Annotated in this window: 17 protein-coding genes; 8 read left to right on the forward strand and 9 right to left on the reverse strand. The window is 62.9% G+C overall.

Features of this window, described 5'->3' with window-relative positions:
* The first annotated feature begins 28 nt into the window (after positions 1-28).
* Positions 29-424, forward strand: coding sequence for an acyl-CoA thioesterase (locus ACX3P1_RS03525; RefSeq protein ID WP_459078152.1), 396 nt, complete (start codon positions 29-31; stop codon positions 422-424).
* 6 nt (positions 425-430) lie between these two features.
* Here the strand turns inward: ACX3P1_RS03525 and ACX3P1_RS03530 are convergent, their stop codons facing one another.
* Positions 431-802, reverse strand: a complete 372-nt coding sequence (locus tag ACX3P1_RS03530) for a winged helix-turn-helix transcriptional regulator (protein WP_459078153.1) — start codon at positions 800-802, stop codon at positions 431-433.
* Between the two features lie 88 nt (positions 803-890).
* On the opposite strand from ACX3P1_RS03530, the gene ACX3P1_RS03535 reads away from it, so the two are divergent.
* Positions 891-1,490, forward strand: a complete 600-nt coding sequence (locus ACX3P1_RS03535; RefSeq protein WP_459078154.1) for an NADPH-dependent FMN reductase — start codon at positions 891-893, stop codon at positions 1,488-1,490.
* Between the two features lie 189 nt (positions 1,491-1,679).
* Here the strand turns inward: ACX3P1_RS03535 and ACX3P1_RS03540 are convergent, their stop codons facing one another.
* The 6 genes from ACX3P1_RS03540 to ACX3P1_RS03565 form a co-directional block, all read right to left on the reverse strand.
* Positions 1,680-2,993 (reverse strand): hemolysin family protein, encoded by a 1,314-nt coding sequence (locus ACX3P1_RS03540; RefSeq protein WP_459078155.1) that lies wholly within the window; start codon positions 2,991-2,993, stop codon positions 1,680-1,682.
* 54 nt (positions 2,994-3,047) lie between these two features.
* Complete coding sequence (locus tag ACX3P1_RS03545; protein WP_459078156.1) at positions 3,048-3,752, reverse strand: LssY C-terminal domain-containing protein; 705 nt, start codon at positions 3,750-3,752, stop codon at positions 3,048-3,050.
* 25 nt (positions 3,753-3,777) lie between these two features.
* Positions 3,778-4,584 (reverse strand): extensin-like domain-containing protein, encoded by an 807-nt coding sequence (locus tag ACX3P1_RS03550; protein ID WP_459078157.1) that lies wholly within the window; start codon positions 4,582-4,584, stop codon positions 3,778-3,780.
* 118 nt (positions 4,585-4,702) lie between these two features.
* On the reverse strand, positions 4,703-5,584 hold the full coding sequence (locus ACX3P1_RS03555) for an extensin-like domain-containing protein (RefSeq protein ID WP_459078158.1): 882 nt from the start codon (positions 5,582-5,584) through the stop codon (positions 4,703-4,705).
* Between the two features lie 68 nt (positions 5,585-5,652).
* Complete coding sequence (locus tag ACX3P1_RS03560) at positions 5,653-6,363, reverse strand: MOSC domain-containing protein (protein ID WP_459078159.1); 711 nt, start codon at positions 6,361-6,363, stop codon at positions 5,653-5,655.
* On the reverse strand, positions 6,353-6,778 hold the full coding sequence (locus ACX3P1_RS03565) for a DUF3775 domain-containing protein (RefSeq protein ID WP_459078160.1): 426 nt from the start codon (positions 6,776-6,778) through the stop codon (positions 6,353-6,355). The genes ACX3P1_RS03560 and ACX3P1_RS03565 overlap by 11 nt, the downstream gene beginning before the upstream one ends.
* Before the next feature lie 144 nt (positions 6,779-6,922).
* Between ACX3P1_RS03565 and ACX3P1_RS03570 the strand changes: the two genes are divergently transcribed.
* The 3 genes from ACX3P1_RS03570 (at position 6,923) to ACX3P1_RS03580 (ending at position 9,036) form a co-directional block, all read left to right on the forward strand.
* A complete protein-coding gene (locus ACX3P1_RS03570) occupies positions 6,923-7,273 on the forward strand; it encodes a DMT family protein (RefSeq protein WP_459078161.1) in 351 nt (116 codons plus the stop codon).
* Between the two features lie 176 nt (positions 7,274-7,449).
* Positions 7,450-7,923, forward strand: coding sequence for a transcription elongation factor GreA (greA, locus tag ACX3P1_RS03575; protein WP_459078162.1), 474 nt, complete (start codon positions 7,450-7,452; stop codon positions 7,921-7,923).
* 33 nt (positions 7,924-7,956) lie between these two features.
* A complete protein-coding gene (locus ACX3P1_RS03580) occupies positions 7,957-9,036 on the forward strand; it encodes a glycosyltransferase family 4 protein (protein WP_459078163.1) in 1,080 nt (359 codons plus the stop codon).
* A 36-nt stretch (positions 9,037-9,072) separates the two neighbouring features.
* Here ACX3P1_RS03580 and ACX3P1_RS03585 read toward each other — a convergent pair whose 3' ends face one another.
* Complete coding sequence (locus tag ACX3P1_RS03585) at positions 9,073-9,552, reverse strand: Lrp/AsnC family transcriptional regulator (protein ID WP_459078164.1); 480 nt, start codon at positions 9,550-9,552, stop codon at positions 9,073-9,075.
* A gap of 224 nt (positions 9,553-9,776) precedes the next feature.
* On the opposite strand from ACX3P1_RS03585, the gene trxB reads away from it, so the two are divergent.
* Positions 9,777-10,751, forward strand: a complete 975-nt coding sequence (trxB, locus tag ACX3P1_RS03590; protein WP_459078165.1) for a thioredoxin-disulfide reductase — start codon at positions 9,777-9,779, stop codon at positions 10,749-10,751.
* A 53-nt stretch (positions 10,752-10,804) separates the two neighbouring features.
* Positions 10,805-11,701, forward strand: a complete 897-nt coding sequence (locus ACX3P1_RS03595; protein WP_459078166.1) for a LysR family transcriptional regulator — start codon at positions 10,805-10,807, stop codon at positions 11,699-11,701.
* Between the two features lie 857 nt (positions 11,702-12,558).
* Here the strand turns inward: ACX3P1_RS03595 and ACX3P1_RS03600 are convergent.
* Complete coding sequence (locus ACX3P1_RS03600; RefSeq protein WP_459078167.1) at positions 12,559-14,610, reverse strand: elongation factor G; 2,052 nt, start codon at positions 14,608-14,610, stop codon at positions 12,559-12,561.
* A 182-nt stretch (positions 14,611-14,792) separates the two neighbouring features.
* On the opposite strand from ACX3P1_RS03600, the gene ACX3P1_RS03605 reads away from it, so the two are divergent.
* Complete coding sequence (locus tag ACX3P1_RS03605; protein ID WP_459078168.1) at positions 14,793-15,191, forward strand: (R)-mandelonitrile lyase; 399 nt, start codon at positions 14,793-14,795, stop codon at positions 15,189-15,191.
* Positions 15,192-15,194: the final 3 nt, after the last annotated feature.

A 15,194-nucleotide genomic window follows, 5' to 3' on the forward strand; every position in this document is an offset into this window, starting at 1 on the left:
TGGAACACCGATGTCGAGGGGAAGCCGAATGGTCCGATATGCCGACGGGAGGCCGCATGGCGAACTGACGCTGCGAACGCTGGCCATGCCTTCGGACGCCAATGCGGCCGGCGACATTTTTGGCGGCTGGGTGATGGCGCAGATGGATCTGGCCTGCGGCATCCGCGCCGCCGAGCGGGCGAGGGGCCGGGTGGTGACGGCGGCGGTCAAGGAAATGGCCTTCGCCAAGGCGATGAAGATCGGCGACACGCTGTGCATCTACACGCATGTGGAGCGCGTCGGCCGCACGTCGATCACGCTGAAGGTGGAGGCGTGGGCGCAGCGCTACCTTTCAGACCTGATGGAAAAGGTCACCCATGCGGATTTCGTCATGGTGGCGCTGGACAAGGACGGCAAACCGGTGCCGGTACCGCCCGAAAACTGAGCGGACCTACGCGGCCGCCGCACCGTCGAAGCGTTCGCGCGCTTGCCGCACACGAGCGGTATTGATGCGCGCCCATTCTCCTAAGGCACTGACGGGAACCAGCAATTCATGGCCGAGATCGGTTAGCTCATAATCGACTCGCGGCGGAATCGTCGGGAAAACCGTGCGCGTGACAAAGCCGTCGCGCTCCAGGGCGCGCAGCGTCGTCGTCAGCATTTTTTGTGAAATACCGCCGACAGCGGCGCGCAATTCGTTGAAGCGCATCGAGCCGTCGCCAAGCTTGCCGACGACCAGAACCGTCCATTTGTCGCCGACCCGTTGCAGGATTTCGGAAACGGCGCGGCAGTCTTCGGTGTTGTGCAGGTGCCTAGGTTTCAAAAAGGTGCCTCCTTGCGCTCAAAATTCCCAGTCACCTATATAGCGCCAGTATCCAATCTATACCAGTACCCCGAATAGGAGACTTCGAATGTCCAAGCCCAAGATCGGCATCATCGTCGGTTCGACCCGTGCAAGCCGGTTCGCCGACAAGCCAACCGAATGGATTGCCAACATCGCCAAGGCGCACACCGATCTCGATTTCGAGGTGGTGGATTTGCGCGACTATCCGATGCCTTTCTTCGAAGAGGCGACCTCGCCCGCCTGGGCGCCGTCGCAGAACGAAGTAGCCCAGCGCTGGCAGAAGAAGGTCGACGAACTCGACGGCTATATCTTCATCACCGCCGAATATAATCGCGGGCCGACGGCCGTTCTCAAGAACGCGATCGACTATGCCTACAACGAATGGAACAACAAGCCTGCGGCCTTCGTCGGCTATGGCGGCGTCGGTGCCGCCCGCGCCATCGAGCAGCTTCGCCTGCACGCGGTCGAAATGCAGATGGCCCCGACCCGCGCCGGCGTCCACATCCTGATGCCCGATTTCGTCGCCGTGTTGCAGCAGGGCAAGAAGCTCGAGGAAATCGAGCATCTCAACCAGAGCGCCACCGCCATGCTGAACCAGCTGGCGTGGTGGGCCAAGGCGTTGAAGACGGCACGCGACGCCGACGCCCGCACGGCGCAGGCCGCCTGAGCGTCGGACCGACCTGTATCTGGAAAGGGCGTTCTACGGCACCTCGGATCGGTGTCAAAGTGCCGCGCCCATCGTCATCCTCGGGCTTGTCCCGAGGATCTACGCACGTTGAAGAAAAAATAGCTGCCAGTTTTCCGAGTCGGCAGATCCTCGGGACAAGCCCGAGGATGACGGTCGCTTTTCTATTGCCTAACGCCCGGCGTCGCGGTTCTCGCTGGCGATACGGGTGGCAATGAGCTTGTCGATGCGGCGGCCGTCCAGGTCGACCACTTCGAAGCGCCAGCCTTGCGCGTCGACCGTCTCGCCGGTTGCGGGCAAATGGTGCATGTGCGCCAGCACATAGCCGGCAACCGTTTCGTAGTCGCGGTGTTCCGGCAGATCGATGCCCAGCGTGTCGGCCATCTCGTCGGCCTGCATGTAGCCGGCCAGCAGCCACGAGCCGTCCTCGCGCTTGACGGCGTTTTCCTTCTCGTCGCCGGCATCGAGATCGGCCCGGAACACGCCGGTGATGGCTTCCAGAATGTCGGCCGGCGTGACGATGCCTTCGAAATGGCCGTACTCGTCATGGACGAGCGCCATCGGCACGTCGCTTTCCTTGAGCTTGGCCAGCACGTCCAGCGCATCCGCCTGGTCGTGGACGATGGGCGCGGCGCGGACATGCCGGCGCAGGTCGAAGCTGCGCCCTGCAAGGGCCGCTGCCAAGAGGTCGCGGGTCTGCACCACGCCGACCATGGCGTCGACGCCGCCGTCGGAGGCCGGCAGGCGCGAGTGCTGGGTTTCCATCAGCAGCTTGCGGGTCGCGGCTTCGTCCGTGCCAAGATCGATCCAGTCGACCTCGGTCCGGGGCGTCATCACCGCGCGCACGGCGCGGTCGCCGAGCCGCATGACGCCGGCAATCATGCGCCGCTCGTCGGATTCGATGGTGCCGTGATGCTCGGCCTCTGCGACCAGCATCTTGATTTCCTCGTCGGTGACTTTTTCCTCGCTTTCGCCCCTCTGGCCGAGCAACCACAAAAGCCCGCGGCCGGAAATATCGAGCAGCCACACCAGCGGGGCGGCTACCCTGGCGATCATCGCCATGGCCGGCGCGACGCGGGATGCGACCCTTTCGGGGTCGCGTAGCGCGATCTGCTTGGGTACCAGTTCACCCGCGATCAGCGAGAAATAGGTGATGACGGCGACGACGATGCCGACCCCGGTCGGGTCTGCGACGCTGTCGCTGACACCGAACGACCGCAGGAAGATGGAAAGCCTCAGGCCAAGCGTTGCGCCGGAAAACGCGCCCGACAGGACGCCGACCAGCGTGATGCCGATCTGCACCGAGGACAGGAATTTGCCGGGGTCGGAGCCAAGGTCGAGCGCGACCGCGGCGCCGTTCACGCCGCGGTCGGTCATCGCCTTGAGCCTTGCCGGCCGCGACGAGACGATGGCAAGTTCCGACATCGACAGCAGGCCGTTGACGCAGATGAGGACCACCACGATGGCGATTTCGACATAAAGCATCGGCGGTCAATAGCATTACATGTGCCCCTTCGAAAGGAGCAGCGCGACCGAAACCTAATTTGCCCGCAGCAGGCCGATCAGCGCCATGCCGTCGGTGTAATAAGGGTCGCCGCCGCCATTTCGACCGGCTTTTGTCGGGCCGATGCCCTCGATCTCGCTCGTCGAGAGCAGCATGCCGGCGTCGGACAGGTCGGCCATCAGCAGGTCGCGCTCGGCGTCGATGTCGGGGCCGATATGATGGGTGATGGCGCCGGTGTCGTGGCTGAGGCCGACGCCACGGTCGAAACTGGCGGAGCCGAGCCAGAGCGGACGCCCGTCGTCGCCGGCATCACCGGTCTGCCACAGGCGCACATGGTGGCGCTGATCGGCGCTGTTGCCGATAGGTTTTTCGAAGGCGAGGTCTTGCTGACGGCCCTCGAACAGCAACCGGCTTACCGGCGCATCCGGATAAGGACGATCGAACAGGACGCTTTCGCCGATCTCGATGGCGGTCCTCAGCGTCACCGCGTCGGCGGTGTCCCATCTGGCAACGCCAAAGGCATGGATGACTTCCGCCTTGGTGCCGACGAGACCGACATTGATCGGGTCGCCGGCGATGCCTTGCGGCGTGCGCGTCAGCATTTGCGAGGGCCGCGGACCATGCAGGAAACTGCGCAGGGTCCAGAATTCCGGCGCAACCAGATAGGCGATGGCGACATAGGCGGCGCAAAATGCCGCCGTCCAGATCATCGTACGCCGTTTCAGACTGCGTCGGCCCATGAAAACCCGATGAATTCAGGCCCGCCTAGCGGCAGGCGCGGTAGCCGCTCTTGCGGTTCTTGATGTCGAAATGGAAATGGTTGCGGTGGTCGTAATTGTAGCCGGGGCCAAGCACGGTGGTGAAATATTCGCAGCCATCGGCGCGCACGGTGTTGAGAAAGCCGCGCTGGCGGAAGGAAAACAGGCCGGGCTTGCGCACGTCGATCGTGTCGCCATTGTTCAACTCGATGCTCATGACGTCGAGCGCGTTGCCCTTGCCGTGCTCGGACAGGGTGCGTTCGCCGGCGATCTTGCGGCAGGAATAGCTCGATCCCTGGTTGATCGCCTTGACGCCCGAAAAATACCGCAGGCGCGCCGAGGGAACGAGTTCCTTCTTCGTCCATCTGGCGAAACTAGCGGCCATGTCGCAGGTCAGCGTCGCTGCCGGTTTCATGGCGACGCTGCCGATGGCGGTGACTTTCACCGGGTTGTCGATGCCGCATTGGCCGCCACCGTGGATCGGCTCGACATCGGTGTAGACGACGCCCAGCCGCTTGAGGTCGTTGCGGCAGTCGATTTCGTCGGCGGCCATCGGCTCGGGGGCCATTGGCTCGGAGGGCAGTGTGGGATCGTCCATGCGTGGATAGGCGACCGTCATGTAGGGATCGGTGGGAGCCACCGTCTGCGCTTGCGGGTAGGCCGGCAGGGCCGCCGTCGTCGTGCCGACATCCACCGCCGGCTCCAGCGTCAGCACGTTGCCGGTCGTGCAGGCGGCGAGCGCCGCCAACGCCGTCAGGCCGCAAAGGCCGGCGGCCAGCATTCGCCCGCGCCGCGGTCGCGCCTTGCCTGCCATCTATCCATCTTCCTGTCCCATGATGGAACAGAGTCTACCTGCGAAGGGTAAAGGAAAAACCAGCGCCGAAATTCATGGCTGCGGCCAAATTGCGGCGGCTGGCTTACTGGCAACCAACCTACTGGCAGAAAGTGCCGCCGTTGCGGCGCGGCTCTAGGTCGAGGTGGAAATGCAGGGCGTGATCGGCATCGCTGCCAGGGCCGAGCACGGTCTTGAACGGGCCGCAGGCCGCCTTGCGCACTTCGTCCAGGAATTTCGCTTCTTTTTCAGGCGGCGACGGCTCGACCGCGATCTTCGTACCATCGGTCAGCGTGACGCTTGCGATATCGAGTGCGTTGCCGAAGGCATGCTCCGACATTTTCCGGCCGTTGTGGCGGGGCCGGCAGACATAGGCGGATGCCTGATTTATCGATTTCAGGCCAGCGCCGAACCGGGTCTTTGCCGCTGGCGTGACCGTTTCGGCCATGAAACGCGCTGCCGCTTCCGCCATCTGGCAATTCATCTCGGCCTCCGGCGCGATAGCAATAGCCGGACCCAGCGTCCTGACCGTCAGCGGATAGGGAATTGAACAGCCGATTACCGGGTCGCTTTCGGCCTTCTTGTCCTCGAACTCCACGCCAAGCGCGTTCAAGCGTTTCCGGCAGGCCACTTCTTCGTCTGGCATGGGTATCAGCGGGGCGGCGGTCGAACGTGGGTCGGGCGCTATCGGCTTCTTTTCGAGTTTTTTGGCCTCATCGGTGGGTTTTTCGGGAGCGACGGCATCTGCAGGTTTGGCTGGCGGAACGGGAATTTCGTCTGTTTCGACGGGCAAGGCCTGTTTTTCATCCTCTGCCGGAGCGATGGGCTTCTCGTCTGGAAGTGGTGTTTCGACCGCACGCTCGCTCATTTGAGGGATCGGCGCTTTCGGCGGCAGTTTCGGGGTTCCGGCCATGGCTGCGGTTCCGGCAAAAACACCGGCGGCGAGCAAAAGCGGCAGGGAAAGAACGCGGAACGATGTCATTTTTTCGCAACGGCGCGCCTGGGGGAATGGTTGCCGCGCGCTACCATCACGTTCGATGACGGCGTGTGTCAGGTGCGGCCGCGCAGCCTTTTTTCCCAGTTCTCGACCGATCCTGTTTCGAGGCGGCGCGTGGCGAGGTTGCGCCAGGAGGGGGCGAGTTCGGGCATCGCGGCCAGACCGGCAAGGGCGGTCAGATCGAGCGTACGGGTGTAGAGCAGGTCGATGAGGCGCGTTAACGGCCAGTGCGGCTGCGGCCGCTCCTCCAGCGTCAACGCATCGCCGGCCGAGGCTGTACCCTCACCGAGAACGCGATAGTACCAACCGGTCCTGCCAGTTTTTTGCACGCGGTACGCCATGTCGGGGCGCTCGAAACGCGCGTTCAGCCGCCAGCAGGGCTGGCGTCCCTGGCTGACCTGCAGCACGGCTTTGCCAAGCCGATAGATGTCGCCGATGCAGATGTCGCCTTCCGTCAGGCCGAAGGTCGAGATGTTTTCGCCGAAGGCGGCGGGTACCGCTTCGATGCCATCGGCTGCCCAAGCGGCATAGTGGTCGCGCGGATAGTGATGCAGGGCTTTTTCGGGGCCGCCATGGCTTTTGGTGTCGCCCTGATGGTCGCCCAGCAGTCCGACGGAGGTGACGTCCTGCGGTCCGTCCGCCCTGGCTTTGCGGATGCCGCTCGGTGCCCGTTGCGGCCCGAGCGGAGCAAGCTTCCCGATGAACAAGGCTTCTACGTCAACGCCTGTCGAGGCGGCCGGGTCGGTCGTAAAATCAAGCGCCAATCGTTTCCAGCCCTTCTTCCAGCCAGTCGGCAAGTTGCGGCAGGCCGAGCAGGTATTTCGCGGTGCGGCGGCGCGGGCGCTCGCGTGCGGCGGCAAGGGCGTCGGCCCATTCTAAGGCGGCGTAGTCGCCCCGGCCGACCCAGGCCAGCGCGATCAGTTCGGCCGCTTCGTCGACATTGAGGTCGCTGATGAGTTCGCGCAGTTCTTCTTCAGCCAGGTTTTCGGACTTTTCTTCCGCCAGGCCGCCATGATGATGCGTGTCGCGGCTGTTGCCGTCCAGTTCGACCTCGTGTTCGGCGCCGTCGGCGTAATCCTCGTTGACGGCGGCCGTCAGGCCTTTCGCCTTGAGGATGAACAGGCGCACGGTGTCAGGCCCTATCGAAAGCTCCCATTCCCGTTCGAGACGCTGCTGCACCGTCCTTCTCCGTACTGCCTGGCGGATGATAGCCTATTTGCCGGGCACGTCACGCATTCTTCGGTGAGCCGGCGGCGCGCCGATTGACAGCGCGCCGGCTTGCCGTGAAATGGCGTGTCCTCATCCAACGGAACTGGTTCGCATATGGCCGTGCTTTTGTCGCCCAAGGTTCTGCCCATCCTGATGCTCGTCGCTTCCAATGTGTTCATGACATTCGCGTGGTACGGCCACCTGAAATACAAGGCATCGCCGATCTATCTGGCGGTCGTCGTCAGCTGGATGATCGCCTTTTTCGAGTACTGGCTGGCCGTGCCGGCCAATCGTATCGGCAGCAGCGTCTATTCGGCGGCCGAACTGAAGACGATGCAGGAAGTCATCACGCTTTCAGTGTTCGCCGTGTTTTCGGTGTTCTACCTGAAGGAGGCGTTGACCTGGAACCATGCGCTGGGCTTTGCCCTTATTGCCGGCGGTGCGGCGTTGATTTTCAAAGGCTAAAGCGACCACCCGCACTTATTTTTTGGGAAGATGTTTTTTGGGCGTGAAAAGCAGGCAAACATAGCTATATTGGGTTGAATCCGAGGTGAGACGGTTTCGTTGGTTTGATCCGGCGGGCCGTTTTCTTTTTGTGTGACAACCCCATCTGGAAAGAATGGGCGGCAGGAAGGTAGGCCATGAATAAGGTCCCGATGACAGGCGAAGGCTTCGAATCGCTGAAGGAAGAACTGCGTTGGCGCCAGCAGGAGGAGCGGCCGCGCATCATCGAGGCCATCTCGGAAGCGCGCTCGCACGGCGATCTTTCCGAAAATGCCGAGTATCATGCCGCCAAGGAACAACAGAGCCTGAATGAAGGCCGCGTCGGCGAACTCGAGGATTTTATCGCGCGGGCCGAGGTTATCGACATTTCCAAGCTTGGCGGCGACAAGATCAAGTTCGGCGCGACCGTCGCCCTCGTTGACGAGGATACGGAAGAAAAGAAGACCTACAAGATCGTCGGCGACCAGGAAGCCGACGTGAAATTGGGCCGCATCTCCATTTCCTCGCCGATAGCGCGCGCGCTGATCGGCAAGGAAGTGGGAGACACCGTCGAGGTCAACGCGCCCGGCGGCGCGCGCGGCTACGAGGTCGTCAAGGTGCAGTTCATCTGAAACGATGGATCGCTGTCCGCACGCGGTGACGCCATGACCGTTTCGGCGGCGAGGCGTGCCGCCGTCGACATGAGCCGGATCGAGGTCGTCGCTCCCAATCTGAAGCGGCGGCTCTCGGGCGTCACCAGCACCATCATCCAGCTCGTTCCGCTGCAGGCGCTCAATTCGGGGATAGCCACGATCGGACCGGGGCTGCCCGACACCTTGCCGAAAATGCGCTGGTGGCAATTGCCGCTGCTGTGGAAGCGGCCGCTTTCGGGGCGCAAGCGCATCTGGCATGCGCGCCGCAATGTCGAGATGCTGGCCGGGCTGGTACTGAAGTCCGTGCTGCGCATGCCGCTCAAGCTTGTCTTTACCTCGGCCTCGCAACGCCACCACTCGCGCTGGACCCGTTTTCTGATCCAGCGGATGGATGCGATCATCGCCACCAGCCGCAAGACAGCGTCTTACCTGCTCGTGCCGAACACCGTCATCATGCACGGCATCGATACCGCGCGCTTCCATGTGCCGGCAGACAGGGCGGAGGCGGTGCGGTCCGTCGGCCTCGATCCGGCGCAACACTATGTCGGCTGCTTTGGCCGCGTCCGGCATCAAAAGGGCACCGATCTGTTTGTCGACGCGATGATCGATCTGTTGCCGCGCTATCCGGGGTGGTCGGCGGTCATAGCCGGCCGCGCCACCCAGCAGCATCAGGCCTATGAGGCGGAATTGCGCGAACGGGTGGAAAAGGCGGGTCTGGCAGATCACATCCTGTTCGTGGGCGAGCATACCGACATCGAGCGCTGGTATCGCGCGCTTTCGCTGTTTGTCGCGCCGCAGCGCTGGGAAGGTTTCGGGCTGACCCCGCTGGAGGCGATGGCCAGCGGCGTGCCGGTGGTGGCGACCGATGTCGGGGCGTTTTCCGAATTGATCGTCGACGGCGAAACCGGCGCGGTGACACCCGTTGGCGACAGTGCCGCGTTGAGCGAGGCGGCCGGGCGCTATCTGGCGGACACGGGCCTGCTGGCTGCCCATGGCGAAAACGGGCTCGCCCGCGTCAAAACCATGTTTCCGCTGCGCCGCGAGGCGGAGAGTATCGGCGGCGTCTATGAGGCGGTGTGGCGGAATCCCTGATCGAAGACCGGCCATTGTGGACCGGCGCGCGGGCTTTCAGGGCTTTTTGATTTCCACCAGGCCTTCATCCTTGACCTGGCGAATGGTCAGCGCGGTGCGCACCGTGTCGACATTGGCCGCCGAAGTCAGGACTTCGATGACAAAAGTCTGGAAAGCGCGCAAATCGCTGGCGACGCAATGCAGCAGAAAGTCGGATTCGCCCGAAACCATCCACGCATCGCGCACGATCGGCCAGCCGCGCGTGAGTTCGGCGAAGCTTTTCAACTCGGGGTCCGATTGGTGGTGCAGCCCGACCAGGCAGAAGGCGACCACGTCCATGCCCAGCGCCGGGGCATTGAGCAGCGCCCGATAGCCCCGGATGACGCCCGTTTCCTCCAGGTGCTTGACCCGCCGCAGGCAAGGCGGCGCGGAAATGCCGACGCGATGCGACAATTCCACATTGGTCATGCGCCCGTTGGCTTGCAGTTCGCGCAGGATTTTCCAGTCGATGGCGTCGAGATCGGCCTTGATCGGCATGGGGGCTTTCCGTTTTCGTGCGCAAGATTGTGTCGCGAGTTCGTCAATAAACCACTTTGCGGCGCGCGCCAGCCCTCCGATACGCGATTTTGAGAGCCGGGTCGCCAGCTTTCCGGGGACACTGTACCAAGCGTGCTTGCTGGCATGGCGGGCAGCACTTACATTACCGCTGAAACCAAAAATCGTTTTTCGCCGTCAACGGCTGCCCGGCAGAGGCTCCTTCCATGAACACCAAGCATGCGCCTGTTCTTATCATCGGTTCCGGCCCGGCCGGCTACACGGCGGCGATCTACGCCGCACGCGCCATGCTGAAGCCGATGCTGGTCGCCGGCCTGGAGCAGGGCGGGCAATTGATGATCACCACCGACGTGGAAAACTATCCCGGCTTCGGCGATCCGATCCAGGGGCCATGGCTGATGGGCGAGATGCTCAAGCAGGCCGAGAACGTCGGAACCGACATCGTCAACGACATCATCACCGAGGTTGATCTGGATGCGCGACCATTCCGCGCCAAGGGCGATTCCGGCACGCTCTACACCGCCGATGCGCTGATCATCGCCACCGGCGCGCAGGCGAAATGGCTGGGCATCCCGACCGAGCAGACCTTCATGGGCTTTGGCGTTTCGGCCTGCGCGACCTGCGACGGCTTCTTCTATCGCGGCAAGGATGTGGCGGTCGTTGGCGGCGGCAATTCGGCCGTGGAAGAGGCGCTTTACCTGTCCAATCTGGCCAAGAGCGTCACGGTTATCCACCGGCGCAGCGATTTCCGCGCGGAGCGCATCCTGCGGGAGCGTCTGCTCAAGAAGGAAAATGTCCGCGTCATCTGGGATACGGTGGTCGACGAGATTACCGGGCGGCCGGGCAAGGCACCGCTGCCGCCTTCGGTCGAGGGGCTGAAACTGCGCCATGTCGCGACCGGCCAGGAAACGCATCTGAAGGTGGATGGCGTGTTCGTGGCCATCGGCCATGCACCGGCGGTCAGCCTGTTCGAAGGCAAACTGAAGCAGAAGCCGAACGGCTATCTGTGGACGGCGCCCGATTCGACGCGTACCGACGTAGCGGGGGTTTTCGCCGCGGGCGACGTGACCGACGACATCTATCGCCAGGCGGTCACCGCAGCCGGTCTGGGCTGCATGGCGGCGCTGGAAGCGGAAAAATATCTTGCGGGCATAGAGGTTCATAGAGAAGCGGCGGAGTAGCCGTTCAATAGGCTGATTTATCGCACAGACGCCAAATCATAAGAGGGGAAACCATGGCGTTGGATTGGGACAAGCTACGCGTGTTTCACGCAGCGGCGGAGGCTGGGTCGTTTACCCATGCCGCGGAAATTCTGCGCCTGTCGCAATCGGCCATTTCCCGCCAGGTCAGCGCTCTGGAGCACGACGTTGGCGTGCCGTTGTTCAATCGGCACGCGCGCGGGCTGGTGCTGACCGAACAGGGCGAATTGCTCTACCGCACGGCGCACGATGTGCTGATGCAGCTTGAAAACGTCAAGACGCAGCTTTCCGAAACCACCGACAAGCCGTCCGGCACCTTGCGCGTAACCACGACGGTCGGCCTGGGCACCGGCTGGCTGACCGAGCGTGCGAAGGAGTTCTTCGAGCTTTACCCGGAAATCAACCTGCAACTCGTGTTCACCAACGAGGAACTGGATCTTACCATGCGCCAGGCGGACTGCGCCCTGCGCCTGCGCCAGCCGCAGCAGCCGGACCTGATCCAGCGTCGTCTCTTTACCGTGCATCTGCATGTCTTCGCGACGCAGTCCTATCTCGACAAGCACGGCACGCCGAAGTCGGTCGCCGATCTGGACAAGCACAGGATCATCACCTTCGGCGAGCCCGTGCCGCATTATCTCGCCGGCCTCAATGTGCTGGAAACCATCGGCCGCGCGTCGGGCTTCAAACGGGAGCCGGTGCTGCAGATCAACGACCTCATGTCCATCCGCCGAGCCGCCAAGCGTGGCGTCGGCATCGCCATGCTGCCCGACTATATGGCGGACAAGGACACAGGGATGGTGCCGGTCCTCCCGGAACTCGAAGGGCCGTCCTTCGATACGTTCTTCGTCTATCCCGAAGCCATGAAGAACCAGGCCAAGCTCAAGGCGTTTCGCGATTTTCTCTACGGCAAGGCGCGCAACTGGGCGTTTTGATCGCCTAGACGTGCCATAGAGCCGGCTTCCGAACCGGTCTCCTCTGAGTTGCGCTTGCGAAGTCCGCGCATCGATCACAGCCGGGCAGCGGGTATTTTTCACGAATACTAATCGATTTGGCTGGCCTTACCGCGGCAGGATGGGGGTTGTGCCACAGCCGGTCCCTTTTTGCATGTGTGCATTGCAAAATAGGTTATTGAATATTGAGCCGGGTACGAGCATATATGGGTCATCTCCTGGACGCGTTCTCCTCCCATTAGCGTCCTCGAGTGTTCCCCTCTGGAGGTTTAGCCCTAACGGGCGCTTCCATTCAACTCAGCCGGATCTCTTGATCCGGCTTTTTTGTTGCCGAAAATCTGTTCGGGTTCGAACCCGCTGCGTTTGCAGAGGGCGTAACGGTGACGTGTAACCCCCCGTAACGTTTCCCCTATCGTCGATTTGGTTTAGCCAGATAATAGGACGCGGTGTGAGCCGTTCGGAAGGTGGGGGCACCATTCGATCGGCTCGGGCTCAGGCAGCGACCGCGTCCAGCTTTTTTGCCGCGTGCCTAGATCGCAGTCCTTCTGGATCTAGCTCGTTGAGTGAGCATCGGAACAACCCGAAAACCGGATTCCGCTTTTCGGTCCGATGCTTTAGCGCCGGTATTTTCGGTGCGGCGGACCTGCCGTCCCTGCTCCCACGGAGACGGTCCGCAAGTAAAACGGCGCCCGATCGGTTCGGGCGCCGTTTTCGTTTTCCGCAGCACCCTAGAGCGGCGGACGCTCGGATAAACCCGCGCTCCCGCTCTATCCTTTTGTTTGAGCATCGGATTTTCCGAAAACCGGATTCCATTTTTCGGTCCGATGCTCTAGCAAGCGTCAGGCTGCCTTGCCGCTGGCGTTCATCGCTTCGTCGGCGAGGCGTCCGGTCAGTTCCGCCATATGGTCGAACGCCGCGCGATAGGTTGCCACCCCCGCGGTCGCCGAGCGAAGCTCGATGATCAGATCGCCGATGTCGGCCTGCGGCATGGTCGCTTCCACCACGTCCCAGCCCGGCCAGCCAGGTCGCGCATCGTAGCCGAGGATCTGGCCGCGCCGCTGCGGAATCAAGGCGATGATCCTGGCCGTGGCATCCGACGGGGTGACGATCTCGACCTTCATGATCGGCTCCAGCAGCACGGGCGAGCATTGCGCCATGCCTTCCTTCATGGCGAGCTTGGCCGCCATCTGGAACGCCATGTCGGAGGAATCGACGGCATGGTAGGAGCCGTCGGACAGGTTGACGGCGATGTCCACGACCGGGAAGCCGAGCGGGCCGGACTTCATGTAGTCGCGCACGCCCGTTTCGACCGACTGGATGTAGGTTTTCGGCACCGCGCCGCCGGTGATGGTGTCGGTGAACTCGAAGCCCGATCCGCGCGGCAGCGGCTTTATCTCCACGACGACGTCGCCGAACTGGCCATGGCCGCCCGACTGCTTCTTGTGGCGGCCGCGCTGCTGCACCGTTTTGCGGATCGTCTCGCGATAGGGAACGGCCGGCTGGTGGCCGTCGACCGCGATCTGGTTGCGCCCTTCCAGCCGCTCGCGCACGACGCGCAAATGCATTTCGCCATGCCCCGACAGCACCGTCTCGGCCGAATCCTGATTGTGGTGCAGGTTGAGCGAAGGATCCTCTTCCGCCAGCCGCTGGATGGCCGCCGACATCTTTACGTCGTCTTTGCGCTCTTTCGGGCGCAACGCAAAGGCATAGACGGGTTGCGGCGGGGCCAGTTCGATCGCCGGGGCAATGCCGGTCTTGGCGGTGGTCAGGGTCTGGCCTGTCCGCGCGCCTTCCAGCTTGCCCAACGCCACCGTATCGCCGGGCTTGGCCGAGGCCAGTTTCGTCTGGTCCTTGCCCAAAATCCGATAGATTCCCGATATTCTTGCGGTTTCGCCGTTCGGCAAGGTCAGTTCCATGCCGTCGGCGACCTGTCCGAACAGGATACGCGCTACCGAAAGCTTGCCGGCATGCGTCGTATGGATGGTCTTCATCACCTGGGCAATCGTCGCGTTGCCGTCGGGCAGGCCGAGGCGTTTTCGGGTCGCCTCGACATCGGGCGCGTCGTGCCGAATCGCCTTGAGCAGGCGCAGCACGCCGTTGCCTTTTTCGGCCGTGCCGATCAGCACCGGCGTTACCGATCCGTCACGCAGATCGGCGGCGAGGTCGTCGAAAATCTTGTCCTTCGGAGGCTCGATCTCTTCCAGCAACTGTTCCATCAGCTGGTCGTCATGGTCGGCCAGCGTCTCCAGCATGGAAAAGCGCGCCTCCAGTTCGCGTGCCTTCTCGTCGCCTGGGATTTCGGCGATCTCGCTCTCGGCATATTCGCGGTAGATGTAGGCGCGCTCCAGCGCGAGGTCGATCGAGCCAATGACGACATTGTCCTTGCGCAGCGGCACCTGCCGAAGCAGCAGCGGCGCGATGCTTGCCGGCTGCAGCATCTTCAGCGTATCGCGCACGCCGGCGACGGCCTTGTCGACCTTGTTGAGAAACAGGATGCGCGGGATGCCGAGATCGTCCAGCTTGCGCATGATGAGCTGAAGGGCCGGGATTTTCTTTTCATCGGCCTCGGCGACCACGACGGCCAGGTCGCAGGCAGCCAGCACCGGTTCGGCCTCGAACGAGAATTCGATGGAGCCCGGACAGTCAACGAAGGTCAGGCTCTCGCCCATGAATTCGGTGGTGGCAAACACGGCCTCGACGCTCATGGCGTGGGCGCGGGCTTCGGGCGAATGGTCGGAAACGGTGTTGCCGGAAGAAACTGGATTCTGGCGGGGAATAGTGCCCGTGCGGGCGAGAATGGCTTCGAGAAGGGTGGTCTTGCCGCTTGAAAAGGGACCGACGATGGCAATGCACTTCGGCCCCGAGCGTCTTCCTCCGGCGCGATTCTCCATGACTGACCTCCGCTCGGGCGTTTCCCCAAGGAGCGGCGGCCGGCCCGTTCGACCGTCGCGGGATTTCATTCCCTGCCTTCACGGCATCGTCACACGGGTTTGACATCGGGGCAAGGAAAATAGGTGACTATCGACTGCAACCGGCAGACAAAGGGGCACGCGAATTTGCAGGAGAACCCGAGATGAAGATCGTTCCCGTCGGCAGCGCAGCGAGCAGCATCGCGTCGGACAGCTATTTTACCGGCCGGGTCAGGATCGAGCCGATCATCGAGGCGCAAGCGCCGGCAAGGCTGCGGGCCGCTTGCGTCAGCTTCGAGCCGGGCGCGCGCACCGCCTGGCATACGCACCCCCTTGGCCAGACGCTTCATGTGACGGCGGGCGCGGGGCTTGTGCAGGTCTGGGGCGAAGCGATCCGCGAGATCAGGGCCGGCGATACGGTCTGGTTTTCGCCGGGCGAAAAACACTGGCACGGTGCCGCGCCGACAACGGCGATGACGCACATCGCCATGCAGGAAGCGCAGGACGGCAGCCCGGTCGACTGGCTGGAGAAGGTCAGCGACGAACAATATGGCGGGGCGTGAGGC

The organism is Mesorhizobium sp. A623 (assembly GCF_054489405.1).

Excerpts from the sequence above, each read along its gene's own strand:
- ACX3P1_RS03525 (WP_459078152.1), top strand. The coding sequence starts at position 29 with ATGGTCCGATATGCCGACGGGAGGCCGCATGGCGAACTGACGCTGCGA.
- ACX3P1_RS03535 (WP_459078154.1), top strand. The coding sequence starts at position 891 with ATGTCCAAGCCCAAGATCGGCATCATCGTCGGTTCGACCCGTGCAAGC.
- ACX3P1_RS03540 (WP_459078155.1), bottom strand. The coding sequence starts at position 2,993 with ATGCTTTATGTCGAAATCGCCATCGTGGTGGTCCTCATCTGCGTCAAC.
- ACX3P1_RS03545 (WP_459078156.1), bottom strand. The coding sequence starts at position 3,752 with ATGGGCCGACGCAGTCTGAAACGGCGTACGATGATCTGGACGGCGGCA.
- ACX3P1_RS03550 (WP_459078157.1), bottom strand. The coding sequence starts at position 4,584 with ATGGCAGGCAAGGCGCGACCGCGGCGCGGGCGAATGCTGGCCGCCGGC.
- ACX3P1_RS03555 (WP_459078158.1), bottom strand. The coding sequence starts at position 5,584 with ATGACATCGTTCCGCGTTCTTTCCCTGCCGCTTTTGCTCGCCGCCGGT.
- ACX3P1_RS03570 (WP_459078161.1), top strand. The coding sequence starts at position 6,923 with ATGGCCGTGCTTTTGTCGCCCAAGGTTCTGCCCATCCTGATGCTCGTC.
- greA (WP_459078162.1), top strand. The coding sequence starts at position 7,450 with ATGAATAAGGTCCCGATGACAGGCGAAGGCTTCGAATCGCTGAAGGAA.
- ACX3P1_RS03580 (WP_459078163.1), top strand. The coding sequence starts at position 7,957 with ATGACCGTTTCGGCGGCGAGGCGTGCCGCCGTCGACATGAGCCGGATC.
- ACX3P1_RS03585 (WP_459078164.1), bottom strand. The coding sequence starts at position 9,552 with ATGCCGATCAAGGCCGATCTCGACGCCATCGACTGGAAAATCCTGCGC.
- trxB (WP_459078165.1), top strand. The coding sequence starts at position 9,777 with ATGAACACCAAGCATGCGCCTGTTCTTATCATCGGTTCCGGCCCGGCC.
- ACX3P1_RS03595 (WP_459078166.1), top strand. The coding sequence starts at position 10,805 with ATGGCGTTGGATTGGGACAAGCTACGCGTGTTTCACGCAGCGGCGGAG.
- ACX3P1_RS03600 (WP_459078167.1), bottom strand. The coding sequence starts at position 14,610 with ATGGAGAATCGCGCCGGAGGAAGACGCTCGGGGCCGAAGTGCATTGCC.
- ACX3P1_RS03605 (WP_459078168.1), top strand. The coding sequence starts at position 14,793 with ATGAAGATCGTTCCCGTCGGCAGCGCAGCGAGCAGCATCGCGTCGGAC.